Source organism: Rhizobium terricola (assembly GCF_012927355.1).
Taxonomy (GTDB): domain Bacteria; phylum Pseudomonadota; class Alphaproteobacteria; order Rhizobiales; family Rhizobiaceae; genus Allorhizobium; species Allorhizobium terricola.
The window spans coordinates 467,435-492,997 of the sequence record NZ_JABBGK010000001.1; the positions used below are offsets into that span (position 1 = coordinate 467,435).

Genomic DNA, 25,563 nt, shown 5'->3' on the forward strand with positions numbered 1-25,563 from the left:
CGGATTTGCGGTGTGCCAAAAATAACCAGTTGGCCACCTTGCCATCCTTTCGAGGCGCGGGGATGCTCGGAAAAAAGAGCGACGGGGAGGGACTATCGAAATGGCATTGTCCGATATCGAGATCGCAAGAGGGGCAACCAAGAAGCCGATCCAGGAGATCGGCGCGCGGCTCGGCATTCCCGCTGAACAGCTGGTGCCCTATGGCCACGACAAGGCGAAGGTTTCGGCCGAGTTCATCCGTTCGCTGGAAGGGCGGCCCGACGGCAAGCTGATCCTCGTCACCGCGATCAATCCGACGCCGGCCGGCGAGGGCAAGACGACCACGACGGTCGGGCTGGTCGACGGGCTGAACCGGATCGGCCGCAAGGCGATGGTCTGCATCCGCGAGCCGTCGCTCGGGCCCTGCTTCGGCGTCAAGGGTGGTGCTGCGGGCGGCGGCTATGCGCAGGTGGTGCCGATGGAGGACATCAACCTCCATTTCACCGGCGATTTCCATGCGATCACCTCGGCCCACAACCTGCTTACCGCCATGGTGGACAACCACATCTACTGGGGCAATGCACTCGACATCGACGTGCGCCGCATCACCTGGCGCCGGGCAATGGACATGAACGACCGGGCGTTGCGCCAGATGATCGGCTCGCTGGGCGGGGTGTCGAACGGCTTTCCGCGCGAATGCGGCTTCGACATCACGGTTGCCTCTGAAGTCATGGCGATCCTCTGTCTCGCGTCCGATCTCGCCGACCTCGAGCGGCGGCTGGGTGACATCATCATCGGTTACCGGCGCGACAAGAGCCCGGTCTTCGCCCGCGACATCAAGGCCGACGGGGCGATGACCGTGCTCCTGAAGGACGCGATGCAGCCGAACCTCGTGCAAACGCTCGAAAACAATCCGGCCTTCGTGCATGGCGGCCCCTTCGCGAATATCGCCCATGGCTGCAATTCGGTGATCGCGACGCGCACGGCACTCAAGCTTGCGGATTACGTGGTCACGGAAGCCGGTTTCGGTGCCGACCTCGGGGCGGAGAAATTCTTCGACATCAAGTGCCGCAAGGCAGGCCTCGAACCCGCAGCGGCGGTGGTCGTCGCCACGGTGCGGGCGCTCAAGATGAATGGCGGGGTGAAGAAGGAAGAACTCGGCCAGGAGAATGTCGAGGCGCTGACACGCGGCTGCGCCAATCTCGGGCGACACGTGGCCAATGTACGCCGCTTCGGCGTGCCGGTCATCGTGGCGATCAACCACTTCACCTCCGACACCGAGGCGGAGCTTGCGGCCGTCAGGGAATATGTGTCGCGGCTCGGGGCCGACGCGATCGTCTGCCGGCACTGGGCGGACGGTTCAGCCGGGATCGAGGCGCTGGCGCAGCGGGCCGCCGAACTTGCGGACTCAGGCCAGGGGGCCTTCCGGCCCCTCTATCCCGACAGCCTGTCGCTCTTCGAGAAGGTCGAGACCGTCGCGTCGAAGATCTATCACGCGGCGGAAGTCACCGCGGCGAAGAGCGTGCGCGACCAGCTCGCCTCCTGGGAGGCGCAGGGCTATGGCCACCTGCCGGTCTGCATCGCGAAGACGCAATATTCCTTCTCCACCGACCCGGCGCTGCGCGGCGCGCCGGAGGGTCATGTTGTGCATGTGAGGGAGGTCCGGCTTTCGGCCGGCGCGGGCTTCGTCGTGGCGATCACCGGGGACATCATGACGATGCCGGGCCTGCCGAGTTCGCCCTCGGCCGAGCGGATCTTCCTCAACGACCACGGCTTCATCGAAGGCTTGTTCTGATTACTGGCCAGGCTTTCCCGTCAGCGGCGGACGGTGCCAAGGCGCCGACCGCATGCCTGACTGTGTCTTTCGCGCAATCGTGATCGGCTCTCTCGAATACATGATTATAAAAATCATGTTTATTATGTTGACTCCTTTAATCATGTTTTATAGAGGGCAATAAGAGGGCACCAAACGCCCTTCGCCTCGGTTTTGACACATTTGGATACGGCCTCCCGCCGCGAGCTTCTGCGCGTGGCAACGGTTTCGTGCGGCCGTCGAAAGGAAATATTGCATGGCCTCCCGCCATTTCAGACCCCTGTTGCTCGCATGCTCGGCACTCGTCGCCTGCTCTCCGTCGTGGAGCGCCTTTGCGCAGAGCGCCACCGCCACCAGCCAGGCCGCCACGGGCGATACCGAGCTCGCACCCATCGTCCTCAAGGGCAAGCGGGTGCAGAAGACGGTCGTCTCCGACAGCCCGCTGGTGTCGCAGACCACGGCCGAGGACCTGCAGGAAAAGCAGGTCGACAGCTTCCAGGATCTCGGGCGTTCGCTGGAACCCGGTGTCGACTTCCTGAAGAGCCAGGGCGGGGTGACGATTCGCGGCCTCGGCGGCCCGCGCGTCGTCACGACGATCGACGGCATTCCGATCCCCTACCTTTCGAATGATGCGCGCAGCGGCGGTCCCTCGACGACGACGAACGCCAATGGCGGCAGCGACAGCTTCGACTTCTCGTCGATCTCCGCCCTCGACGTCTTGCGCGGCGCCGATTCCAGCCGCCTCGGATCCGGTGCGCTCGCCGGCGGCATCGTGCTGCGGACGCTGGAACCAGACGACCTGATCGCGGAAGGCCGCGACTGGGGTGGCATGGCCAAGCTCACCTATGACAGCGAGGACAACAGCTTCGGCGGCGCGGCTGCGGTCGCCAAGCGGGTCGGCAACAGCTCCGTGCTCTTCCAGGGCGCCTACAAGAAGGGCCACGAGGTCCAGAACCAGGGCGACGTCGACACGATCGGGCCGACCCGGACGGAAGCCAATCCCGGCGACTACGACCAGTCGAACGTGCTCCTCAAGGCGCGCCACGAGCTGGAGGGTGGGCACACGATCGGCTTTACCGCCGAGCGGTACCGCCGCAATTTTGAGAACGACCTGAAGACGCTGCAGGGCGCCACGACGGGGTCGAGCCGCGTCTATGCCGTCGGCAACTACGACGGCTTCGACGACACCGCCCGTGACCGCGTCTCGCTCGACTACAGCTTCCTGTCCCCCGACGAGGCTTCGGTCATCGATTCCGCCCAGTTCTCGGTCTACTGGCAGCGGCTGGTCAAGAATGCCGGCGCGGAGGGCGCCCGTGTCGGGACCTTCAGTGGTCCGTGGTATCGCGACAACGAGGTCGAGGATAACGCGGTCGGCGTCACCGGTTCCATGACCGGCAGCTTCGAGACCGGGACGCTTCGTCACGAGGTTACCGTCGGTGGCGACTTCTCCGTGTTCGGCGCTTCTCAGTACCTGACGGGCCTTGATGCCTGCGTGCTCGGCACGGTGACGGCGGGTTGCGGCAGCCTGCATTCCAACCAGTCCGACATGCCCGACGTCGACGGCAAGCGCCTCGGCATCTATGTCGACGACAAGATCTCGTTCGGCGACAGCGGTTTCGCCCTGACGCCGGGGATCCGCTTCGACTGGTACAGCTACGAGCCCAAGCTCACCGACGCTTACATGGCAAATCCGGGCTATGCCGTCACCGGCCTGCCGGATAGCAGCGAAGGAAATCGCTTCTCGCCGAAGCTTCTCGCGACGTACGAGCTAACGCCGGCCGTCGAACTGTTTGCCCAGTGGTCGATGTCCTATCGTGCCCCGACCGTCAACGAACTCTATCTCGACTTCGCCAACCCGGCCTCCGGCTATGCGGTGCTCGGCAATCCCGACCTGAAGCCTGAGACGGCGAACGGCTTCGAGATCGGCGCCAACTTCGACACCGGCGACTTCACCGGCCGCGTCGCGGCTTTCCACAACCGCTACAAGAACTTCATCGATACCCAGACGACCTACGGCGATCCGACGTACCCGGCCTTCGTGCAAACGAACGTCAACATCGACAAGGTGCAGATCTCGGGTGTCGAATTCAACGCACAGAAGGAATTCGACAACGGTCTCGTTCTGCACGGCGCGCTCGCCTATGCCTATGGCGAGGACATGGAAACCGGCGACTACGTACGGTCGGTCGCGCCGTTCAAGGGCGTGGTCGGTGTAGGTTACCAGCAGGAGACCTGGGGTACGGATCTCAGCCTGATCGCCTCGGCCGGCATGCGTGACGACAACAAGGCCAACACCTTCGACGCGCCCGGCTACGGCATCGTCGACCTCACCGCGTGGTGGGAGCCGGAACAGGTCAAGGGGCTGCGCATCCAGGCTGGCGTCTACAACCTGTTCGACAAGAAGTATTGGAACGCGGTGGCCAACAAGGACGTCAATCCGAATACGGTGCCGAGCAATTCGAACACCGTGCAGTCGCTGGACTACTATTCGGAAGCGGGACGCACGTTCAAGATCTCGCTCATCCAGAAGTTCTGATCGGCTTCGGACCGCAACAGGACAGGGCGGCGCAGCGATGCGCCGCCCTTCTTCGTCTGTCAGCGGCAGTAGCGGTAGCCGTCCCGGCGTTCAAGCACGTCGAGATGAAGATGGTCCTTGTGGGCCTCGTCGCTGCCGGGGGAAAGGACGGTCGAGAAATAGAGGCAGGCGGCGGCGTTGAGGCTGCGCTGGAAGGCGGCTGCAAGCGTACTGTCTTCCGCTTTGGCAATCACCATCGGCACGGTCTCCTTGCCGAATTGCAGCGACGCGACGTCGACGGCACTGCCGCGGGCGTGCTCCGAGATCTTGCCGGTCTCGGCGCTGTTGCGGTTGCGGCAGACATAGGCCGAGGCCTGGTTGATGGCGGTGAGATCGCCCTTTTCCGGGAACGCGATGCGGGCGGCGGGCAAAATCACGTCGCGCGTCAGGCGGGCAAGCTCAAGGGCCGTCTCGCATCGCATGGTGGCCTCGGGCTCGATCTCGACGCCTGCGAGCAGCCGTGTCACGCGGATGGGTCTGTCGATGCCGCAACCTTTCTCGTCATCGATCCGCGGCAGTTCCTCGAACCGTGTGCCCATCGCACCGAGATCGGCGATGCAGCCGAGATGGGCCGTCGGGTCCTCAATTTCCGGTGGCGGGTCCTCCAGCCCGCCGGAGGGGTCGGTCCCGGCACGTGTCGACCCGCCAAGGTCACGATCCTTTGCCGGATGTCGCGGTCTTGGTGGCGTTCCGGATTTCCCGGCCGAGGGCCGGGCTTCTGTGTCATCCGGGGCGCTTGGATCACGGGTCTCCGGTTTTGGCTCGGGGATAGGCGGTTTATCGGGTGGCTTCGTTTGTCCGGCTGATCGGTCGGCTGATTGGCTTGCCGCCTTTGTCGGCGCGGGCGGCGGCAGCGGTCCGATTTCGGGCAGGCTTGCCCCCGTGAGGACCAGGAGGCTTGCGGCGAGCGTGAGTGGTCGATGCATTCATCCGTTCCCGTTCCAACGGGTACGGAACGAACGAAGGGGGTGTTTGGTTCGCCATCTTGCTTTTCGACCTGCGTGGCTCGCACTCAGCCGGTGCGCAGTCGTGACGGAGGGGCATCGCCGCGCTTCGCCTCTGTCATGCGGTTGTCCTCGCCGCTGTCGCGCACCTTGTGACGGCGATTGAAGACGAACTGGCCGACGAGCCTGACAAGCTCCGTGACCTCGTCGGCCAGGGCATGGGTTGCCGCCGAGGTCTCTTCCACCATTGCGGCATTCTGCTGTGTCAATTGGTCCATTTCGTTGACGGCGCTGGTGATCTCCGACAGTCCGGTGGCCTGTTCCTGGGCGGCATAGGTCACGGCCTCGATGTCCTGATTGATGGTGTTGATGCTCGCCTCGATCGCGCGCAGGGCGGAGCCAGTATCGTTGACAAGCGCGACCCCTGCCGAAACCTCGCGGGTCGACTGGGCGATCAGGGCGCTGATTTCCTTGGCTGCGCTTGCCGAACGCTGCGCCAGTTCACGCACTTCCTGGGCGACCACGGCAAACCCCTTGCCTGCCTCTCCGGCACGCGCAGCCTCGACGCCGGCATTGAGGGCAAGAAGATTCGTCTGAAAGGCGATCTGGTCGATCACGCCGGTAATGTTGCCGATGCTGGCTGATGCCGCCTCAATCCTCTGCATGGCCTCGATTGCGTCAGAGACGACATAGGCGGATTTCTCGACGTTGCTCTTGGCTTCCCGCGTGAGGTCACGGGTTCCGGCCAGGCGTGAAGAGGATGTCTTGACCGTGCCGGAGACCTCTTCGAGTGCGGCGGCCGTTTCCTCGAGGGTCGCCGCCTGCTTCTCCGTGCGTTTGGCCATTTGGTCGGCTGCCTGCTGCAGGGCATTCGAGCTGTCGTCGATCTCATTGGATTTTTCGAGGACGAGGCTCATCGTGTCCTGGAACACGCCGAGCGATTTGTTGAAGTCATGGCGGAGTTGTTCGAATTCCGGCTGGAACGGGTCGTCCAGCGTGTAGCGAATGTTGAATTTCGACAGGCGATCCAGTCCGGCGCCGAGTTCGTCGACCACCTTCTGGAGGTTGCGCGCCTGGTTTTCCTGTTCGTTCAGGCGCTCTGCGCGCTCGCGTTCTATATGCTGCTGCTGCCGGCGATTGTCATTCTCGATCGCGATCTTGTCGATCCCGGCCTGGCGGAAGACGGCGACGGAACGCGCCATGTCGCCAACCTCGTCGTTTCTGCCGACGAAGGGCACTTCTGTCTCCAGACTGCCGCTCGCCAGGGTCTGCATGTAATCGGAAAGGCCTTCGAGCGGCGTGATGGCGAGCCGACGGAAGACAAGAAGGCCCCCTACCAGCGAAAGCAAGGCTGCCGCCCCGGCGGCAATGGCCAGGCCGGCATAGAACCTCGTCAGATCGCGGGCATGTCCTTCGCTCGCCGAGAGAAATGTCGTGGCGGCGCCCACGAGCTGCTGGACCGCGCTCTTCTGCGCCTGGAAATGCTGGCGCAGTTCGGTGATGGCCTGCGTCGTCCTTGCCGCATCGCCGGAGGAAAGGGCAGGCAGATAGGCCTCGTCGATGGTCTTCCAGAAGGCGTCGCTGGCGGGGGCGACCCCGTCATCGATCAGGGCACGAATGTCCTTCGGCAGATCCGTCTCGTGCCAGACCTTCATCCTTTCGCTGTACTGAGCGCGCAGTTTCTCGATCTCGACGGCATTCTCCTTTCCGAGTTTGCTGTCGAAGGCCGTTTCACTCTCCAGGAGATAGGCTTCCACCAGGAACATCGGTGGTGGCAGAATATCGGCCACGAGATCCTTCCCATGGATGATCTGGGTATAGGCCGGACCCTCGATGCGCACCGTCTGCAATGTCCAGCCCATGATCGCCAGAGCGCTCAGGAAGGCGGTGGCGACGAAAAGGCCGAAGGCGAGCAAGCCGCGCGAAAGTGTGAGTCTCATGATCGTATCCCCCGCTGTACCGCTCAAACTCTCGCAGGGTGAGCGCCGTCAGGTCATATTCGTCATAGGTTTGTTAGATAATGCTTAATAACCGTGTGTTCGGCCCTGCGATTTTTCGGGGGCGAGCCGTGAGTGTCGGCACAAAACCCGCTTGCGCATGCCGGAACCTCGGGTTATCAAAACAGCCATGATGATCGTTTCGAAGACCTTTGCTTGGTGGTGGGCACGCTAACGCGGCCTTGACCAGTCATGTCTTGAGACGATTGACCCCAAAGCCGCCCGGAAAATCCTGAGGCGGCTTTTTTGTATTCAGGCGCCTCGGACAAGGGCCTTGAAGAACGGAGAAACGGAAGCATGGCGACGATCATTCGGGACGATGGTGGCGAGACCTACGAGACGCGCGGGGGCATCACCGTCACCCGGCAGCGGCGGCCCACCCCTTACGCCGACGCCATCAACGGCTATGTCGACCGGCTCGACGAGCGCCGCGGCGCGGTCTTTTCGTCCAATTACGAATATCCGGGCCGCTACACGCGCTGGGACACGGCGATCATCGATCCGCCGCTCGGCATTTCCTCCTTCGGTCGCAAGGTGTGGATAGAGGCCTATAACGAGCGCGGCGAGGTGCTGCTCTCCATCATTGCCGAGAAGCTGAAGACCGTTGCCGACCTGACGCTCGGGGCTTCGACCGCCACCCGCCTCGATCTCGTCGTCAACGAGCCGGACCGGGTGTTCACCGAGGAAGAGCGCTCGAAGATCCCGACCGTGTTCACGGTGCTGAGGGCCGTCACCGACCTCTTCCACTCGGAGGCGGATTCCTCGATCGGCCTGTTCGGCGCCTTCGGTTACGATCTCGCCTTCCAGTTCGATGCGATCAAGCTGTCGCTCGCACGCCCCGAGGATCAGCGTGACATGGTGCTCTTCCTGCCGGACGAGATCCTGGTCGTCGACCACTATTCGGCCAAGGCCTGGATCGATCGTTACGACTTTTCCAAGGGCGGGCTTTCGACCGAAGGCAAGTCGGGCGAGATCGCGCCGGAACCCTTCAAGCATACCGATGCCATCCCGCCGCGCGGCGATCACCGTCCGGGCGAGTATGCCGAGCTGGTCGTCAAGGCCAAGGAGAGTTTCCGCCGCGGCGACCTGTTCGAGGTGGTGCCGGGGCAGAAATTCATGGAGCGCTGTGACAGCAAGCCGTCGCAGATCTCCAAGCGGCTGAAGGAAATCAACCCGTCGCCCTATTCCTTCTTCATCAATCTGGGGCAGCAGGAATATCTGGTCGGCGCCTCGCCGGAAATGTTCGTGCGCGTGTCCGGCCGCCGCATCGAGACCTGCCCGATCTCGGGCACGATCAAGCGCGGCGACGACCCGATCGCCGATAGCGAACAGATCCTCAAGCTGCTCAATTCCAAGAAGGACGAGAGCGAGCTGACGATGTGCTCGGACGTCGACCGCAACGACAAGTCGCGCGTCTGCGAGCCGGGCTCGGTCAAGGTCATTGGCCGCCGCCAGATCGAAATGTATTCGCGGCTCATCCACACGGTAGACCACATCGAGGGACGCTTACGCGACGGCATGGACGCCTTTGACGGCTTCCTCTCCCACGCTTGGGCGGTCACCGTGACCGGTGCGCCAAAACTCTGGGCGATGCGCTTCATCGAGGCGCACGAGAAGAGCCCGCGCGCCTGGTATGGCGGGGCGATCGGCATGGTCGGCTTCAACGGCGACATGAACACGGGCCTGACGCTCCGCACCGTGCGCATCAAGGACGGCATTGCCGAGGTGCGCGCCGGCGCGACGCTGCTCAATGACTCGATCCCCGAAGAGGAAGAGGCCGAAACCGAACTGAAGGCATCCGCCATGATCGCAGCCATTCGCGACGCCAAGACCGGCAATGACAGCAAGGCCAAGCGCGGGGTCGCCGCGGTGGGGCAGGGGGTGAAAATCCTGCTGGTCGACCACGAGGACTCCTTTGTCCACACGCTCGCCAACTACTTCCGCCAGACCGGAGCTACCGTCTCGACGGTGCGCACGCCGGTGCCGGAAGAAGTGTTCGACACGATGAAGCCCGATCTGGTGGTGCTGTCGCCCGGACCCGGCTCGCCGTCGGACTTCGACTGCAAGGCCACGATCAAGAAGGCGCGGGCGCGTAACCTGCCGATCTTCGGCGTCTGCCTCGGGCTGCAGGCGCTGGCAGAAGCCTATGGCGGCGAGCTTCGCCAGCTTGCGGTGCCGATGCACGGCAAGCCGTCGCGCATCCGCGTGCTCGAACCGGGCATCGTCTTCTCCGGCCTCGGCAAGGAAGTGACGGTCGGCCGCTACCACTCGATCTTCGCCGATCCCTCGACGCTTCACCGCGACTTCATGATCACGGCGGAGAGCGAGGACGGCACGATCATGGGCATCGAGCACACCAAGGAGCCGGTCGCTGCCGTTCAGTTCCACCCGGAATCGATCATGACGCTCGGCCAGGACGCCGGCATGCGGATGATCGAGAACGTGGTCGCGCATCTCGCACGGCGGGCGAAGGAAAAGGCGGCCTGATAGCCGAACGATTGGAAGCCCGCCTCTTGGCGGGCTTCTTTTTTTGAGCTGCGTGGCCGATCGTTACCCTGCGGATCCTTTCGCCCATCCGGCCGCGATCAATACCCGCCCAGCCGCCTGGCGATGATGCTGAAATGGTCGCCGAAGAGGCGGACGACCAGGTTGAGGACCTTGGCGTCGAGGCCGATGCGCCACATCAGCTTGCGGCCGTGGGCGGCGCGCCAGACCGTCCTTGCGACGCGGTCGGGGGTGATCTTGACGCCGAGCTTCTGCAGCGAGCGCGACTTGACCTTGGCGTCGTGGACCATTGGCGTCGCGACATAGGCGACCGTGATGGCGCTGACCGTGATGCCGTGCTGGGCAAATTCGATCGCCAGGCCCTCGGTCAGGCTGCGGACGAAGGCCTTTGAGGCGGCATAGACGGCAAGCTCCGGCACGCCATATTCGGCCGAGGCCGAACTCATGCTGATCAGATGGGCATCCGGCGTCTTCTTCAGCGCTTCGAACGTGGCGCCGATCATGGTCAGGATGCCGTCGATGTTGACCCTGTTGATCAGGGCGTGGTCCTCCGGGGTGATCTCGACGAAGGGACCCATGCGCAGGATGCCCGCCGAGAGAAAAGCGACGTCGAGATAGCCGAGGGTATGCTCCAGGAATGTGTCGGTCATGCGGGTCGCGGCGGCGCGGTCGGTGACGTCGCCGACGAGCGGCACGATCGAGCCGGCCGGTGCGCGGGCGGCAAGCCGCTCGACGCTTGCGGCATCGATGTCCGCGGCGCCGACGAGCCAGCCCTTGCCGGCAAAAAGCAGGGCGGTTTCAAGCCCGATGCCGGAGCCGGCTCCGGTGATGAGTATCGATTTCCTGCGCATGTCACTCACTCCTCATCCAGTTTGTGTCATCGGTGGCCGGCGGAAGATCCGGGGCGAGCCGCCGGCACCTCCCGTTCCAGCCAGTGGAGCAGGGCGTCCGCCGCATCCTGCCAGCGGTGTTCGACCGTCAGCATGTGTGAGGCTTCAGCCACGATCTGCGGCTCGACGCCGAGACGGCGGGCAGTGGCGCGAACGGTCTTTTCCGGGAAGAGCCTGTCACGTTCGGCGCCGAGCACCAAGCGCGGAAGTCCGGCGGGCAGCCGTGGCGGATGGCGGAACAGCATGCCCAGGAAGGCGAGGTAAGACTCCGATCCGAGGTGCCGCAGGAACGCGTCCATATCCTTGTCCGCCGGAGAGCGGGAATAAAGAATCCGCCTTGCGAGGCCGGCGTCGGCGACGATCGGCTTCAGGTCGAAGGCGAGGGTGCAGGCCAGAAGTTTTGCCGGGTCTTCGCGGACGACGCGCCACAGCGCCGACCAGGCGCCCCAGGGCGGGACGGAGGCGAGGAGCGCAAGGCCGGCGACCGGACGGCGCGCCGCAAGATGCTGGGCGACGAGGCCGCCCATGGAATGGCCGACGACGACCGGATCTTCGAGCGTCGCGGCGACGGCCGCGGCATCTGCCACATAGCCGTCGATCGTCGCCCAGCGGATCTTTCCGTCGCTCCTGCCGTGGCCCCTGAGGTCGAGCGCCACCACGTCGAACCCCGAGGCGGCGAAGAACGGCATGAAGTGGGGTTCCCAGTACCAGGTGGACGACCAGGCGCCGTGAACGAAGAGCAGGGTGCCCCGCCGCTTCCCCTCGGCATCCATGCGACGGATGGCGAGGGAGCCGGCGGGACCGCGAAGCGTCTCGCTGCGGATGCCGTTCATTCTGCCGCTTCGACCCGGGTGGCCGCGAGGCCGAGGCGTGCCGGAACCGGCCTTGCGCGGGCGAGATCCGCCTTCAGCCGCTTGCGGAACGCCATGTCGTTGACGGTCACGGTGTGGCGGGGCGAATTGACCTGATCGACATCCGGGTGGGCGAGCTCATGGTTGATGAGCTGCGACAACGGAGCGCTGGGCTGCCAGAGGCCGGCGAGGTGGCGCGCCGCAAGCTTGGCCTGCAGTTCTGCGCCGGGCCATATGCAGCCGAGCGGTTGGAACAGGCCGATGAAGTAGATGTTCTTGAGCTTTTCCGGCAGCATCTTCTGGTAGAGTCTCACCGGGGCCTTCGACAGGTCGATTACGGCCTTGTCGAGGAAGGGATGGGTGATCTGGTAGCCGGTGCAGGCGACGATCACGTCGAACTCTTCCGAGGTGCCGTCGACGAAATGCACGCGCTTGCCGTCGAGGCGCTGGATGTCGCGCTTCGGCTGGACCTTGCCGTGGCGGATGGCGAGATAGAGATCCGAATTCAGCGTCGGATGGGTCGCCATGATGCGGTGATCGGGGTCCGGCAGGCCGATATCGCGATTCTTTCCCTGGAGCAGGTTGAGCAGGAATTCCAGGCCCATCAGCTGCAGCCGCTTGGGCAGCCAGGTGAAGCGGTAGAACAGCTTGTCGACCGGCTGGCCGAGCATGAACTTCGGAATGAGGTAGTAGCCACGGCGCCAGCTGATCGCGGTCTTTGCCGAGACGCGCGACGTTTCGACCGCCACATCACAGGCCGAATTGCCGCCGCCGATGACCAGCACGCGCTGGTCGGCGAAGGGGGCGGCGCGCTTGTATTCGTGGGAATGCATCATCTTGCCGGTGAAGGTTCCGGGATACTCCGGCATGCGCGGCGTGTGGTGGTGGCCGTTGCAGACGCAGAGCGCGTCGAAGACCTCGGTCGTTGCCCCGTCATCCCCGGTCTTGCGCCAGGTGACCGACCAGCGATCGCCGGGGGCGGGCTCGCACTTGACCACTTCCGTTTCGAAGCGGATCCGGTCGGTGACGCCGAAATTCCTTGCGTAGTCCTGGAAATAGCGCGCCAGCACGCGATGCGACGGATAGTCGGCCGCATCGGCGGGAAGCGGGAAGTCCTCGTAGGATGAGGTGTATTTCGAACTGATGATGTGGGTCGTCTCGAACACGCTCGAATGGCCCGTCGGATCGTCGAAGCGCCAGTTGCCGCCGACGCCCTGGCAGCGGTCGAAGCCGACGACATCGAAGCCGAGATCGGTAAAATTCTTGATGGCCGCGATACCGGCCGGTCCGGCGCCGATCACGGCGACACGCTTTGCAGTCATGGGGTTCCTCCTCCCAAAGTGCCCTTGCGATTGACGTTCGACAAAAATGACGCCTGTGTCAAATTAAAAAATGACACAGGTGTCAATTTTTGCGAAAGACAGAGTGTGAATTAGCTTTCGCTTCACGAGGCAGGGGCTTTGTGGGAGAACGTCCGGGTGAACGAATCGAAGCGGGACCAGAACAAGAAGGCCAACCGCGACGCCCTTCTGGCGTCGGCGCGGACCGTGCTGTCGCAGCTCGGCTACGGGGCCGCGACGGTCAGAGACATCGTACGCGGCAGCGGACTGGCGCCGGGCTCGTTCTACAACTACTTCCACGACAAGGAGGCGGTTTTCGAGGCGCTGGTCGCGGAGATCATGGAGCCACTGGCCGAGAAGCTGCGCACCAGCCGGCGCGAGGCGACGACGGTCGAAGCCTTTATCGGAGCACCCTTCGAACTTGCGGCGAAGGTCGCACTCGAGGATCCGGAAAACGCGCTGCTGATTGCCCGCAACCAGACCATCTTCCGGCGGATCTTCTATCTTGCCGATCGCAAGACCGACATCCAGAAGGATCTCGAAAGGGACCTGCTCGACTGGACGGCGCGCGGCCGGCTGAAGCCCCATGACGCGGCGCTGATGGCCGAGACGATGATCGCGCTCGGCGTCGATCTGGTCGTGCATGTCTCGCTGACGCCCGAGATCGCCGAGCAGCGCGTCGCCTTTCTCGTGGGGCTTTTCCGGGCATCGATCGAGGTCGAAACGCCGCGCTGACCCGACCGGTGGACAGGGTGGTTTCGGGCGTTCGCTTGCTTTGACAAAGGGCGCGTTGTCGTCCATATACCGGCCGAAGGAAACCGCCGGGCGCTTGTGAGAGCGCCGGCGGTTTCGCGTTTTCGGGCTCGAATTTCTGCAATTCGTTCGCATCTGCAAGGAATGTCTAAATGTCGGAACATGGCAACGGCATCGTCGCGCGGCTGGCCTTCTGGGGCATCCCGCTCTCGTTCGGGGTTATGGGGCTCAAGCTCGTGGCCTGGTGGGTAACGGGATCAGTCGCCCTGCTGTCGGACGGACTGGAATCGACGGTCAACGTGATCGCGGCTTTCGTCGCCTATTTCGTCATCCGCTATGCTCAGAAACCGGCCGACCAGGACCATCCCTACGGGCATCACAAGGCCGAATACCTGTCGGCCGTTCTCGAAGGCGTGCTGATCGTCGTTGCCGCGCTGTTGATCGTCAACGAGGCCTATCACGGTCTCTTCGCGCCGAAGATGCCGGATGCGCCGGTGCTCGGCCTTGCCATCAATGCGGCAGCGGGCGCGATCAACGCCGCCTGGGCGATCACGCTCATCCGGGTCGGCAAGTCCCATCGTTCACCGGCGCTTTCGGCCGACGGCCAGCACATCATGTCGGACGTCGTGACCTCGGGCGGCGTGCTGGTCGGCCTCGTCCTGGCGCTCATCACGGGTTATGCGATCCTCGATCCGGTGCTCGCCATCCTGGTGGCGCTCAACATCATCTTCCAGGGCTGGAAGGTGATTTCGCACTCGGTCGACGGGCTGATGGACAAGGCGGTCGAACCGGCGGAGGACGCAGCGATCAAGGCGGCGATCGGCGCCAACCTCGCGGGCTCGATCAACGTGCATTACCTGCGCACCCGCCGGGCCGGCGCGGTCACCTTCGTCGCCTTCGACCTGGTGGTCCCGACCGACATGCCGGTGGGCAAGGCGCACGAGATCTGCGATCGGCTCGAAGCCGCGGTGAAGGGTGCGCTGCCCGGCGCGCGCGTGACCATTCATGTCGAGCCGGAAAGCGAAAAGGCCCATGGCGTGGCCGTCACGGTGAAGGGATAGAACGATGAGCAAGACCGACGTATCGGGACTTTCGCAGCTGGGGCATGCCGTCGAGGCGCCGACCAGCCCGGAGACCGCCGTGCTCGAGCGCGTGCCGAACGGCAATGCCGGGACGGACTATGTGGTGCGCTTCACCGCGCCGGAATTCACCTCGCTCTGCCCGATGACCGGCCAGCCGGACTTCGCCCATATCGTCATCGACTACATCCCCGGCGATTGGCTGGTGGAATCGAAGTCGTTGAAGCTCTTCCTGTTCTCGTTCCGCAATCACGGCGCCTTCCACGAGGACTGCTCGATCTACATCGCCAAGCGCATCATCGAGCTCCTCGAGCCGAAGTGGCTGAGAATCGGCGCCTACTGGTATCCGCGCGGTGGTATTCCAATCGACGTCTTCTGGCAGACGGGCGAGCCGCCGGCGGGCGTCTGGCTTCCGGAACAGGGCGTGGCGACCTATCGCGGGCGGGGCTGAACGGCTGCATCCCGCGACACCGAGGCGGATGCCGAAAGGCGAGTCGCATCAGCGGTTTGGCATGCGATACTGAGGAAATGATTCCGCTTTTTGTTGGCCGGCGGCCCTTGAAAGGCTCCGGGCTGAGGGATGGAAGGTTCACGTCGGGAAACGCTTTCCAAACAATGCCTTGGCCTCGCCTTCGGAAGGCGCGGAACAAGCGACGGATGCAGATGAATATCCTTCATTAGTAAAACTTAAACCTTAAGGCGAAGCGCAGCGTTAATGCCTCTGTGACATTGCTTAAGCACTTGAACAGAGGCTTACGAAACATGGCGCTACATGCCTTTCGCCGATCGACCGACTTTCTCATCCTGAAGGTGGTCGTGGCCGCATTTCTCGGCCTTCTGGTGCTGACGGCGGGGACCTTCGGTTTCCTCGTCTGGTCGACCTGGAACATCGACGAAGTGGCGTCTGCCCGCCAGAAGGACATGGCGCGCCATGTCATCGGCCGCTTCCGCTACCAGATCGCCCATGATCAGGAGAGCGTGACCGTCTGGGACGATGCGATCAGCAATGCGCGCGAACTTCCCGGGGTTGAAGCGGAGGAATGGACGAACGCCAATCTCGGCGAATGGATGTCCACCTATTTCCGCCACGACGCGGCCTATGTCCTGTCGCCGGGCAATGAGCCGGTCTATGCCTATTCGCGCCACCATCAGGCACCGATAACGGAGTATGCGCAGATCCGTCTGACGATCACGCCGATGCTGGGTGCCCTGCGCGACGGCCTACGGCGCAGCGACGTCGCGGTCGAGGAGGGGTTGCAGACGTTCGGCGTTGCCGATTTCCGCATCCTCAACGGGCGACCGGCGGTCATCAGCCTGAAGCCGATCGTCAGCGACAGCGGGGAGATCGAGCAGGTCGCGGGACAGGAGTACGTGCACGTCGCGATCCGCTATCTGGACGGCCAGTTCCTGAAGGAGCTGCAGAGCAAGTATGATTTCGACAGCATGCACTTCGCGCCGGTCTTCCGCGATGAAGGCCGAAGCGTCGGGTTGCCGCTGCTGGCAAGCGGCGGCGGGGTGATCGGATATCTCGTCTGGGAGCCTTACCGTCCCGGGCTGGACTTCCTCGTTTCGATCACGCCGGCGCTGCTTCTGATCCTGGCGATTGCGATCGGCGCGGTCTCCATCCTCATCGTCATGCTCTCCCGCCGCATCAAGGCCAATCGCGACCAGGAAGCGAAGATCCGCCATCTCGCGACACATGATCCGCTGACGGGCCTGCTCAACCGCGCGGCGTTCGAAGCGATCCTCGATCGCCGGCTCGCGGACGCCGGTGGACAAGCCAACCAGATCGCGGTGCTCTATCTCGACCTCGATCGCTTCAAGCCGATCAATGACACGCTTGGCCACCAGGCCGGCGACCGGGTAATCTGCGGCGTCGGCGAGCGCATCAAGGCGCTTTTGCCGCCCCATTCGGCGCTCTGCCGCATCGGCGGCGACGAGTTCAACGTGCTGATCCCCTATGACGACTTTGCCGACGTGGAACGTCTCGCCACGGCCATCGTTGAGGCGATCCAGGCGCCCTTCGACATCGATGGTCAGACGGCCTTCGTCGGCATTTCTGTCGGCGTCGCCATCGCGCCGCAGCACGGCCGGGAGCGCACCGAGCTCACCCGCAAGGCCGACGTCGCGCTCTACAGCGCCAAGGCGAGCGGCCGCGGCTGCTACTCGATCTTCGGACCGCACATGGATGCGCTGGTGCGCGAGCGGGCGGAAATCGAACGCGACCTGCGCAAGGCGCTTTCCGACCTCAGCCAGTTCAAGGTCTTCTACCAGCCGAAATACCTCGCGGAGAGCGGGGAGATGGGCAGTGTCGAGGCGCTGGCACGCTGGCAACATCCGACGCGGGGGATGATCTCACCCGTCTACTTCGTGCCGATCGCGGAGGAGGCAGGCCTGATCCGCGAACTTGGCCGCTACGTCCTGGAGCAGGCCTGCCGCGATGCAGCCCGCTGGCCCTTCGAGACGGTTGCCGTGAATGTTTCTCCGGTGCAATTGCGCGACCCGGGTTTTGCCGTTGACGTGATGGGCATTCTTTCACGCACCGGGCTCCTGCCGAACCGGCTCGAGCTGGAGGTGACCGAGACCGCCTGGATGGAGGAGTGCGAGGAGTGCTCGACCAACTTCCGCGCACTTAGGGCCGCCGGGATCGGGATCGCGCTCGATGACTTCGGCACCGGGTTCTCGACGTTCGGCCGCCTGCACGAGACCGAGGTGGACCATATCAAGATCGACAAGTCCTTCGTCGAGGGGTTGGGGGCCGATCGCGGTGACGAGGCGATCATTCAGGCGATCGTCGAGCTTGCGCGCGCCAAGGGGCTGAAGACCACGGCCGAAGGCGTGGAGACCGAAGCGCAGATGGAGTTCCTCAAGCGCGTCGGCTGCGACGAGCTGCAGGGCTTCCTCTACTCCGAACCGCTGTCGGGCGAGGAGGTCGACCGCCTCCTGGCCGGCCGGCCTGACCGGCGGTTGCCGCGTCTCTCCATCGTTTAGACTGCTCTTCCATCCGGCAAAAAGAAATCGGCGGGTCGCGAGACCCGCCGATCGTCGTTGGATGATGTTGTCTTCCGGCGGATCAGCCGAAAGCGATTGCTGCGCCACCGAAGACGGTCGCCACGCCGAGAAGGCGGGTAACCTGCGGGCCGAGGCGCGACAGAGCGACGCCGAGGCCGACGCCGGCAGCGTGCAGCAGCGCGGTCGACAGCACGAAGCCGAGGCCGAACTGAAGCGCGCCGGCCGAGCCGAGCTCGCCGCCGTGGGCGTGGCCGTGGAAGAGGGCGAAGAGGCCGACCACGGCGGCGGAGGCTGCGACCGGGAGGCGGACCGCGGCGGCGACCAGAAGGCCAAGGCCGATGACCGAGGCGAGAATGGCCGGCTCTACGAAGGGCAGGCCGACTCCGCCTACCGCGAGCGCGAAGCCGAGCGCCATGGTGGCGACGAAGGCGGCCGGAACGGCAAGAAGGGCGCGGCCGCCGATCTGCGAGGCCCAGAGGCCTACGGCGACCATGGCCAGGATGTGGTCTGCCCCGAACAGCGGATGGGAGACGCCTGCCATCAGCGAGCCGTGTTCCTCGGGATTGAGGTGGGCGAAGGCAGGGGCGGTGGCTGCGGCGAAGATGGCAGCCGTCATGGAAAGTCTCTTGAGCATATTTGTCCCTCTCTTTGGTCGACACGGCGCCTGGAAATCAGTCGCGCCGGCCCTCTCTATATCGGATGGAAAGAACTATCGTAAGGCGAATGTCGCTGTCCACGGCAAAACTCGTATTGCCCGGACTATGGCCTTTTGCCGGGGCCGCTGACTAACGTGTCCGCGTCACGGCAAGGGACACATGCGACACGGTCGGACCTCGTGCCTTGGGAGAGGTCGTGGCAATTCTTCCCTCCGCACCGGCATGCGGAAGGAAGAAATCAGGCATGGGCAGGACTATTTCTGCGGATGGGCGTTCAGAACCTCGGCGCAGCGCGAGAAGCTCAGGCCTTCGCCGTCCGTGTCGTTCGTCGCGCGGATGGCGACGATCGTCTGGCGCGGATCGGCGGTGATCTGCAGCTCGCAGAACAGGTCCTCGTAGCGCGGCGGCGAGATCATCTGCGGCTGAGGCTGGTACGTGCCGTAGGTCGTCGTCTTGGTGACGGTGACGCCCGGCTTGGTTTCCTTCGTCTCGGTGCGGGTCGTGGTCTGCGCCGGGGTCGGGCTCGTATAGGTCGGGGCGATGTAGCGGGTCGTGTCGCCGCCGCGCCAGCTGTAGATGACATTGCCGCTGGCCATCTGGAACTGCGAGATCGGCGGGCCGTACTGGCTGAAGAAGAGTTCGACCGGCTGTCCGACCCAGCGTGACTGGATGACCGTGTTGGCTTCTTCGGTGGTCGTGCAACCGGCGAGCACGACGGCGACGGCCGCCAGGGCGGCAAGGCGAATTTTCATCTCGGTTCTACCCCTCAAGAACAGCGTGACGCTGCGATGTTTCGTTCAACCCCGTAGGCCTTGAGCCTCGACCGGACCGAAGGCAGCCGACTGGCGCCCGGACCGTGTGCTCCGCGGTTTCGCGCGGCACGTTAGAAGCGTGCTCGCGCGCTCCGCAAGGCGAAGTCGGCGATACACCCATATTTGGCCGGCATCGTCCCCGGCGATCCTGTCCTTCGTCAATTTTCCTTGCTCGGCGCGGCACATGCCCCATATTTGGTCATGAGATATCCGCTTATCGCCAAGCGGCCGACAACCGGGAGCGTCGAGCCATGTTTGCCTTCGACAACAGCTATCAGAAACTGCCCGAGCGGTTTTACCGACCGGTCACGCCGACCGGAGCGAAGGCGCCGAAGCTTATCCGGTTCAACACCGCGCTCGCCGAGGCCTTGAACCTCGATTTCAGCGGTACGGACGATGACGGGCTTGCGGCAATCTTCTCCGGAAACAGCCTGCCGGAGGGGGCAGCGGCGATCGCGATGGCCTATGCCGGGCACCAGTTTGGAAACTTCGTGCCGCAGCTCGGCGACGGGCGGGCGATGCTGATCGGCGAGGTGGTCGACAGGAACGGCGAGCGCCGGGACATCCAGCTCAAGGGTGCCGGCGCCACGCCGTTCTCGCGCAATGGTGACGGCCGGGCCGCGCTCGGCCCGGTGCTTCGCGAATACATCGTCTCGGAAGCGATGGCGGCGCTTGGAATTCCGACCACGCGGGCGCTTGCGGCCGTGCTGACCGGCGAGCAGGTCTATCGCGAGACCGCACTTCCCGGCGCCGTTCTCACTCGGGTGGCGGCGAGCCATATCCGCATCGGCACCTTCCAGTTCTTCGCCGCACGCGGCGATGCCGAGGGCATCCGGGCGCTGGCCGACCACGTCATCGAGCGGCACTATCCCGAGCTCAAGGGGGCCGAACAGCCCTATCTCGCGCTGCTCCGGGCGGTCGCCGCGCGCCAGGCCGATCTCGTCGCTCGCTGGCTCTCGGTCGGCTTCATCCATGGGGTGATGAACACCGACAACATGGCGGTGTCGGGCGAGACGATCGATTTCGGCCCGTGCGCCTTTCTAGACGAATATGACCCGCGCAAGGTCTTCTCCTCGATCGACCAGCGGGGGCGCTATGCCTATGCCAACCAGCCCGGGATCGCCCAATGGAATCTCGCCCGTTTCGCCGAGACGCTGCTGCCGCTCGTGTCGGCGCGGGAGGAGGAGAGCGTCGAGACCGCCAATGCCGCGCTTGTGGTATTCGGCGAGCTGTTCCAGGAACGCTGGCTCGCGCTTTTCCGGGCAAAGCTCGGTCTTGCGGACGCCCGCGAAGGCGATCTCGATCTGGTGAACAGCCTGCTGCAGTCGATGCATGACGGTGAAGCGGATTTCACGCTGACGTTCAGGGCACTCGGCAAGCTTGCGGGCGGCGCGGACGAGGCGAACTTCCTCCGTCATTTCAAGGAACAATGGGGCGTTTCCGACTGGCTGGCGCGCTGGCGCACACGGTTCGGTTCGGACGCGCGCACGGCGGCGGAACGGCAGGCGGCGATGGAGGCGGTGAACCCGGCGCTCATCCCGCGCAACCACCGCATCGAGGAGGCCATCCAGGCCGCCACCTACGGCGACTTTTCCTTGTTCGACCGGCTCAACGCGGCGCTCGAGAAACCCTATGCCGAAATCGCGGAATTCTCCGACTACCAGACGCCGCCCAAACCGGACGAGCGGGTGGAGCGGACTTTCTGCGGGACCTGACGGCGAAAAAAGTCAAGTTGCAACAACAGGTTTGCGCATTGCCTTGTGCGTCAACCTCAGGAAGAGGCCGCGCGCCTATTCATCATCCGGTTCCGCCTTCGACGACCCGTTCCCCCAAAAATAGCACGGGGTTCCCTGCCTTTCCTGGCCAAATTGACCTTTCGCAAGCGCCAATGATCACCACATTGGCAATCCCACAAACAGAAGGCGTGACCATGCAATCGATCAAGAAACCCATTTTTGCCCTCGTCCTGGCACTGGCTGCCGCAACAGGCGGTACTTCGGCCTGGGCCGGCGGGTTCGAAAACATCGTTCTTTCCTCGGAACAGGATGCGGAGGAAACCAAGGACAGCTTTGCCGCGGACACGGCCCAGATCTTCATCTCCGCCGATATCACGGACGAGGTTTCCTCGGGCTCGAAGATCACGGTTGCCTGGGTGGCGTTGGATACGGCCGGCGTTGCGCCCGCCAACTACAAGATTGACGAGGCGACGTTCGACGTCGGCGCAATCGACAATCAGCTCGATGCGTCGCTCAGCAAGCCGAACAACGGTTTCCCGGTCGGTAGCTATCAGGTGCAGATCTCAGTCGACGGCAAGCCGGCGGAAAACGTGAACTTCACCGTGAAGTGAGGGTGCGATCGGGCAGCAATGCCCCTATGCAACGGTAAGATGGCGTGTCGGCAAGACGGCGGGTTCGTCGTCTTGCTGGCGCTGTCTGTGACTTGAACATGTCTGCCGGTTCAGGAACGGTTGGTCGATCAACGCTTGTAGAAACGCTGGCGCCATTTGTCGCCGACGATCTGGTCGTATTCGGGGGGATCGAAGCGTTCGAAGCCGCCGCCGGGATAAAGCGTGATCTCGCCGACATAGATCTCACCGCCGCCGGCATAGAGATCGATGCGGGCGAAATCCAGGTCGCGACCGAGCGCCTCGGCAAGCGCCACCATGCGTTCGAGGCTGGCCGGGCGCGGCACGTCGCCGGGATAGAGCGGGTAATAGTCCGGGTCGTAGAAGGGTAGCTTCTGCCAGTCGGCGGAATAGGTGGCGGAGTAGCCTTTTTCACCCTCGCGGATGTCGATCATGATGTGGGAGACGACCCCGTCGAAGGTGAAGAGACGATAGTCCCACGGCACCGCGCCGTCGATCAGCAGCATCTTCTCGATGACGATCCGCGGCGGGACCTGACTGTAGGCCCATTCGCGGTTGTAGCGGGCGTGATCGACCGCGAGCCAGGCCGGACCGGGATCGTCTGCGAGCAGCCGGTCGGCATCGGCGCGGGAATAGAGAAAGCGGCCGAGGCCGCTGGCATGGGTCGGCTTCACCACGACGGGATAAGCAATGGCGTCCCAGTCGACGGACTTCAGATCCGTGCCGACCCAGACGGCGGGCAGGACATGGTCGTCGCCGACACGCTCGGCGATATGGTGTTTTGCCTCGAACTTGTCGACCAGTGTCGCATAGAGCGGGTTGCGGTCGAAAAGCTTGCGGGCCTGAACCTTCTCGCTGAAGGTCTTCGGTTCGGAAAGGTTCGGCCATTCGCCCTTGATGACCCGATACTTGAGCGTCAGGTAGGGCCGGTCGGGAAGCGGCGACAGGATACGCCACAGCAGATTGCGCAGCCGGGTGACCAGCGGGCTTTTCAGGCTGCCGGGGATGATGAAGCTTTCTCGCTGTGCGCTTTCCGTCACGTTTGCGTCAGTCCTTTCCGTTTGCGCCGAAGATGCCCCAATGCGTTTAAGGTGAAGTTACCTTTTGCCCTCTAAATTTCCCGCATGCCCAGCACCGTGCGTCACTCCCTTCTCAATGCCGCCTCGACCGTCGTTTCGATGGCGGCCGGGCTCGTAGTGACCGTGCTGGTGGCGCGCATCCTCGGTCCGTCGGGCTCCGGTCTGGTCGCCTTTGCGCTCTGGGCGGCGATGTCGCTGTCGGCCTTGACCGATCGCGGCGTGCCGCAGACGGTCCTGCGCTACGCGTCGGCGCTTTCGGGCGAAGAGGAGAAGCGGCTGCTGATCGGGGCCGCCTACCGCCATTTCCTCACACTGCCGCTCGTCGCCTTCGTGGTGGTGGCCGGTATCGCGCTCTGGTTTCCGCACGCTGCTTTGCTCGGCTCGCCGCTCGATACCGGCCTTGGCTTCGCCGGGGCCGTGCTCTTCATGTTCTATGCGTTCTCGGCCTTTTCAATCGCGGCAGCGCGGGGGCGGGGCGATTTCGTCACGCCCGCCGTCAATTCGGCGATCGGCAGTCTCCTTCAGCTGCCGCTGGTGGTGATCGGCGCCGTGTCTTTCGGTGTGACCGGGGCGGTCGTCGCCGTTGCGATGCGCTACCTGCCGCAGGTCTTGCAACTGCCGCGGCTGGTCGATCGACGGGCCGCGCGGTCCACGGCTGCCCTGACGCCGGAGATGCGGGCCTATGGCCGCGACATGTGGATCAGCGACCTCGTCAACATCGTCGCCCTGACGCGTATCGAATATCTGGTGCTGGGCATATTCCTCACCAGCGCGGACATGGGTCTTTTTGCCGTTGCGATCGTCTTTGCCGGGCTGGTCGAGCAACTGGCCATGCAGCTTTCCTCGCCGCTGGTCGTGGCCTTTTCGCGGGCATCGGAGGGTGAGCCGCAGAAGGAGGTTTCCGGAGACAAGGCGAATGCGCCGTGGCAGCCGCTGATCGTGTTCTCGGTTCTGGTTCTGCCGGTCGCCTTTGGCGGGGCGGCGCTGATGCCGGAGCTCCTGCCGCTGGTCTTCGGGGAGGCGTTTTACGAGGCGCGCCTGCCGGCGATGGTCCTGCTCGCCGCCTCTGCAAGTACGGGGCTGGCGGTCGTGCCCTGGGCCTACCTTGCGGCGATCGGCGAGGGCCGATTGCTGATGCGTATCACGCTGGGGCTGGGGGCCTTCACGGTGGTCATGCTGTGTGCGGCGGTTGCGCTAGCAGGAGTCGGGGGTGCGGCGTGGTCGCGCTTTTTCACCGAGACCGCGAGCCTCTTCGTCCTTCTCATCGCCGCGTGGCGGCATCACAGGCTCTCCGCGATGGTATCAGCGCTCAGCCGCGTGGTCGTCGCGGCGCTCGTCTGCGGGATGTCGGCCTATGCGGTGATCGCGGTGATTGCCTCGCCTGTCGGGATCGCACCGGCCGTCGTTGTCGGTGCCCTGTGCTACGGAGTGGCGCTACGACTTCTGAGAGCGCTGCCTGCCGATGACATTCTGCCTGGCGCTGAAGCGCTTTCGGAGCGGCTGCCGGGGCTCGCGGAACGGCTACTGCTTTCGACGGTTCGGCTGATCACCCACCGCTGACGGTGGTCAGGGGAAAACGCTGACGAGGGTCCGTTCGGCGACCGTGCGCCAGCTGGGAATTTCCTCGCTGCCGCCGAACGGGTGGCGGACCGCAAGGGCGCGTTCGACGACGCCCCTCCAGTCACTTTCTCCCGATGCTCGGTAATAGACTTCGTTACCGCGGCTGGTGGCAATCGTGTCGGGCTGGATGATCGGCAGGCCGCAATAGCTGTATTGCAGGAGCTTGAGGCTCGATTCCGCGAGATAGGCATTGCCGTCGGAATAGCAGTAGGGGGCGATGCCGAAATCGGCGTGACGGATATAGGGGGCCAGCACCTCAAAACCCTGTTCGCCGTGCAGGCGGACGTTGCCGGGTGCGGCACCATTCCAGCGAACGCCGAAGAGATGGAACGTCACCTCGGTGGCTGCCTGGGAGAGCGCGAGGATCACGCTCTGGTCGAAGAGCATGTCGCCGGCGACGACGGCGTTGCGGCTTCCGGCGGGATAAGGCGAGACGTCAGCTGCGTCGAAGGCGGTTCCGTCGACGCCCTGTGGCACATAGACCACCTTGCCACCGGGCGGCAGCAGCGTTCCCAGCCGGCGCGACGGCACGCAGATCGCATCGAAGGTACCGACATGACGCCGCTCGATGTTGCGCAGGACGTCCGAGGCGCCGACGCTCGACAAAAGGTCGCGGCAAAAATATAGCATGCGGGCCGACGGGTTGACGCGGCGGACCAGCTCGACGAAGGCGAGCGGCGTGCCGCTCTCGATCACCACGAGGTCGGCCTCCCTGATCCTCTCCACGACAAAGCCGGGCAAGTGGCGGCCGTAGCGCCGCATCAACTGGTGGCCGAGCTCCCTGAGCAGCGCGTTGGAACTGCTGAACCCGTGGATCAGCGGAAGGTAGCAGCCGGCGTGGAGGTTTTCCCGGTAACGGGTGAAGCGGTTGTTCTGTTGTTTGCGAAGCGCGTGGAAACGGTGCGACCGCTTGAAAGCACTGAGCCAACTATATCCGACGGTCGCGAAGTGGATCCGGTGGCCCATGGCCGCCCAGTTCTCGGCAACGAAGTGTACGCTGGCCTTGCGGGCAGTCGGCAGATAGGCATGTGACGACAGGATCACGATGCGCTTGCTGTCTGTGGAGCCCCCCGGCAAATCCTGCGACCTCTCTGTTCGTTCCGGCGAAACAGTCTCTACTGCAGGTCTATCACTGTTTCTTTAACGCAGTGGGGCCGAAACATGCCGCCGGACTTTCTCGCCCGTAAGAAGGCCTGTTTTCCAGGGGTGAGCGGCGTTTCGAGATGCCGCGGGCGGATAGGACGAGCACCGGATTTTGTTGAACATCGAGTGTCAAGCTTATGATTATGCGGC

19 protein-coding genes are annotated in these 25,563 nt (G+C 64.0%); 10 read left to right on the plus strand and 9 right to left on the minus strand.

The genetic code is table 11. The features are described from left to right. Positions 1-100: 100 nt before the first annotated feature. Positions 101-1,774 carry a formate--tetrahydrofolate ligase gene (locus HHL25_RS02125; protein ID WP_169586803.1) on the plus strand — a complete coding sequence of 558 codons (1,674 nt, stop codon included), beginning with the start codon at positions 101-103 and terminating at the stop codon, positions 1,772-1,774. 274 nt (positions 1,775-2,048) lie between these two features. Continuing rightward, positions 2,049-4,328, plus strand: coding sequence for a TonB-dependent hemoglobin/transferrin/lactoferrin family receptor (locus tag HHL25_RS02130; RefSeq protein WP_169586805.1), 2,280 nt, complete (start codon positions 2,049-2,051; stop codon positions 4,326-4,328). A 59-nt stretch (positions 4,329-4,387) separates the two neighbouring features. Here HHL25_RS02130 and HHL25_RS23605 read toward each other — a convergent pair whose 3' ends face one another. Then, the gene (locus HHL25_RS23605; RefSeq protein WP_169586807.1) at positions 4,388-5,293 is read right to left on the minus strand and encodes an extensin-like domain-containing protein; all 906 of its coding nucleotides are present in this window, start codon (positions 5,291-5,293) and stop codon (positions 4,388-4,390) included. Positions 5,294-5,379: 86 nt separating this feature from the next. Continuing rightward, a complete protein-coding gene (locus tag HHL25_RS02140; protein WP_169586809.1) occupies positions 5,380-7,251 on the minus strand; it encodes a methyl-accepting chemotaxis protein in 1,872 nt (623 codons plus the stop codon). A gap of 354 nt (positions 7,252-7,605) precedes the next feature. Here HHL25_RS02140 and HHL25_RS02145 point away from each other — a divergent pair, with 354 nt between their 5' ends. Continuing rightward, a complete protein-coding gene (locus HHL25_RS02145; RefSeq protein WP_169586811.1) occupies positions 7,606-9,795 on the plus strand; it encodes an anthranilate synthase in 2,190 nt (729 codons plus the stop codon). 98 nt (positions 9,796-9,893) lie between these two features. Here the strand turns inward: HHL25_RS02145 and HHL25_RS02150 are convergent, their stop codons facing one another. The 3 genes from HHL25_RS02150 to HHL25_RS02160 are packed head-to-tail and all read right to left on the minus strand — an operon-like array spanning position 9,894 to position 12,876. Then, positions 9,894-10,664 (minus strand): SDR family NAD(P)-dependent oxidoreductase, encoded by a 771-nt coding sequence (locus HHL25_RS02150; protein ID WP_169586813.1) that lies wholly within the window; start codon positions 10,662-10,664, stop codon positions 9,894-9,896. Between the two features lie 26 nt (positions 10,665-10,690). Then, positions 10,691-11,536 carry an alpha/beta hydrolase gene (locus HHL25_RS02155; protein WP_315853010.1) on the minus strand — a complete coding sequence of 282 codons (846 nt, stop codon included), beginning with the start codon at positions 11,534-11,536 and terminating at the stop codon, positions 10,691-10,693. Then, a complete protein-coding gene (locus tag HHL25_RS02160) occupies positions 11,533-12,876 on the minus strand; it encodes a flavin-containing monooxygenase (RefSeq protein WP_169586815.1) in 1,344 nt (447 codons plus the stop codon). The genes HHL25_RS02155 and HHL25_RS02160 overlap by 4 nt, the downstream gene beginning before the upstream one ends. Positions 12,877-13,032: 156 nt before the next feature. Here HHL25_RS02160 and HHL25_RS02165 point away from each other — a divergent pair, with 156 nt between their 5' ends. From HHL25_RS02165 to HHL25_RS02180, 4 genes are all read left to right on the plus strand, one after another. Beyond that, on the plus strand, positions 13,033-13,629 hold the full coding sequence (locus HHL25_RS02165) for a TetR/AcrR family transcriptional regulator (protein WP_205927700.1): 597 nt from the start codon (positions 13,033-13,035) through the stop codon (positions 13,627-13,629). 170 nt (positions 13,630-13,799) lie between these two features. Then, positions 13,800-14,708: a cation diffusion facilitator family transporter gene (locus HHL25_RS02170; RefSeq protein WP_169586819.1), complete on the plus strand. Its 909-nt coding sequence runs from the start codon at positions 13,800-13,802 to the stop codon at positions 14,706-14,708. Positions 14,709-14,712: 4 nt separating this feature from the next. Beyond that, positions 14,713-15,177, plus strand: coding sequence for a preQ(1) synthase (gene queF / locus HHL25_RS02175; protein WP_169586821.1), 465 nt, complete (start codon positions 14,713-14,715; stop codon positions 15,175-15,177). Positions 15,178-15,488: 311 nt separating this feature from the next. Continuing rightward, a complete protein-coding gene (locus HHL25_RS02180) occupies positions 15,489-17,717 on the plus strand; it encodes a putative bifunctional diguanylate cyclase/phosphodiesterase (protein WP_169586823.1) in 2,229 nt (742 codons plus the stop codon). Positions 17,718-17,799: 82 nt separating this feature from the next. On the opposite strand, the gene HHL25_RS02185 is transcribed toward HHL25_RS02180, so the two are convergent. Next, the gene (locus HHL25_RS02185) at positions 17,800-18,372 is read right to left on the minus strand and encodes a HupE/UreJ family protein (RefSeq protein WP_169586825.1); all 573 of its coding nucleotides are present in this window, start codon (positions 18,370-18,372) and stop codon (positions 17,800-17,802) included. 276 nt (positions 18,373-18,648) lie between these two features. Continuing rightward, a complete protein-coding gene (locus tag HHL25_RS02190) occupies positions 18,649-19,146 on the minus strand; it encodes a hypothetical protein (RefSeq protein WP_169586827.1) in 498 nt (165 codons plus the stop codon). 311 nt (positions 19,147-19,457) lie between these two features. Here HHL25_RS02190 and HHL25_RS02195 point away from each other — a divergent pair, with 311 nt between their 5' ends. After that, entirely contained in the window at positions 19,458-20,921 is a 1,464-nt protein-coding gene (locus HHL25_RS02195; RefSeq protein ID WP_169586829.1) for a protein adenylyltransferase SelO, read from the plus strand. 215 nt (positions 20,922-21,136) lie between these two features. Further along, entirely contained in the window at positions 21,137-21,553 is a 417-nt protein-coding gene (locus HHL25_RS02200) for a hypothetical protein (protein WP_169586830.1), read from the plus strand. A 128-nt stretch (positions 21,554-21,681) separates the two neighbouring features. On the opposite strand, the gene HHL25_RS02205 is transcribed toward HHL25_RS02200, so the two are convergent. Next, positions 21,682-22,611 (minus strand): ATP-grasp fold amidoligase family protein, encoded by a 930-nt coding sequence (locus HHL25_RS02205; RefSeq protein ID WP_169586832.1) that lies wholly within the window; start codon positions 22,609-22,611, stop codon positions 21,682-21,684. Between the two features lie 84 nt (positions 22,612-22,695). Here HHL25_RS02205 and HHL25_RS02210 point away from each other — a divergent pair, with 84 nt between their 5' ends. Next, positions 22,696-24,210 carry a lipopolysaccharide biosynthesis protein gene (locus HHL25_RS02210; RefSeq protein ID WP_169586834.1) on the plus strand — a complete coding sequence of 505 codons (1,515 nt, stop codon included), beginning with the start codon at positions 22,696-22,698 and terminating at the stop codon, positions 24,208-24,210. A 6-nt stretch (positions 24,211-24,216) separates the two neighbouring features. Here HHL25_RS02210 and HHL25_RS02215 read toward each other — a convergent pair whose 3' ends face one another. Further along, a complete protein-coding gene (locus HHL25_RS02215) occupies positions 24,217-25,314 on the minus strand; it encodes a GumK N-terminal domain-containing glycosyltransferase (protein ID WP_169586836.1) in 1,098 nt (365 codons plus the stop codon). Positions 25,315-25,563 lie beyond the last annotated feature (249 nt).

Excerpts from the sequence above, each read along its gene's own strand:
- queF (WP_169586821.1), top strand. The coding sequence starts at position 14,713 with ATGAGCAAGACCGACGTATCGGGACTTTCGCAGCTGGGGCATGCCGTC.
- HHL25_RS02145 (WP_169586811.1), top strand. The coding sequence starts at position 7,606 with ATGGCGACGATCATTCGGGACGATGGTGGCGAGACCTACGAGACGCGC.
- HHL25_RS02190 (WP_169586827.1), bottom strand. The coding sequence starts at position 19,146 with ATGAAAATTCGCCTTGCCGCCCTGGCGGCCGTCGCCGTCGTGCTCGCC.
- HHL25_RS02210 (WP_169586834.1), top strand. The coding sequence starts at position 22,696 with ATGCCCAGCACCGTGCGTCACTCCCTTCTCAATGCCGCCTCGACCGTC.
- HHL25_RS02200 (WP_169586830.1), top strand. The coding sequence starts at position 21,137 with ATGCAATCGATCAAGAAACCCATTTTTGCCCTCGTCCTGGCACTGGCT.
- HHL25_RS02160 (WP_169586815.1), bottom strand. The coding sequence starts at position 12,876 with ATGACTGCAAAGCGTGTCGCCGTGATCGGCGCCGGACCGGCCGGTATC.
- HHL25_RS23605 (WP_169586807.1), bottom strand. The coding sequence starts at position 5,293 with ATGCATCGACCACTCACGCTCGCCGCAAGCCTCCTGGTCCTCACGGGG.
- HHL25_RS02125 (WP_169586803.1), top strand. The coding sequence starts at position 101 with ATGGCATTGTCCGATATCGAGATCGCAAGAGGGGCAACCAAGAAGCCG.
- HHL25_RS02130 (WP_169586805.1), top strand. The coding sequence starts at position 2,049 with ATGGCCTCCCGCCATTTCAGACCCCTGTTGCTCGCATGCTCGGCACTC.
- HHL25_RS02150 (WP_169586813.1), bottom strand. The coding sequence starts at position 10,664 with ATGCGCAGGAAATCGATACTCATCACCGGAGCCGGCTCCGGCATCGGG.
- HHL25_RS02180 (WP_169586823.1), top strand. The coding sequence starts at position 15,489 with ATGGCGCTACATGCCTTTCGCCGATCGACCGACTTTCTCATCCTGAAG.
- HHL25_RS02185 (WP_169586825.1), bottom strand. The coding sequence starts at position 18,372 with ATGCTCAAGAGACTTTCCATGACGGCTGCCATCTTCGCCGCAGCCACC.
- HHL25_RS02170 (WP_169586819.1), top strand. The coding sequence starts at position 13,800 with ATGTCGGAACATGGCAACGGCATCGTCGCGCGGCTGGCCTTCTGGGGC.
- HHL25_RS02155 (WP_315853010.1), bottom strand. The coding sequence starts at position 11,536 with ATGAACGGCATCCGCAGCGAGACGCTTCGCGGTCCCGCCGGCTCCCTC.
- HHL25_RS02140 (WP_169586809.1), bottom strand. The coding sequence starts at position 7,251 with ATGAGACTCACACTTTCGCGCGGCTTGCTCGCCTTCGGCCTTTTCGTC.
- HHL25_RS02195 (WP_169586829.1), top strand. The coding sequence starts at position 19,458 with ATGTTTGCCTTCGACAACAGCTATCAGAAACTGCCCGAGCGGTTTTAC.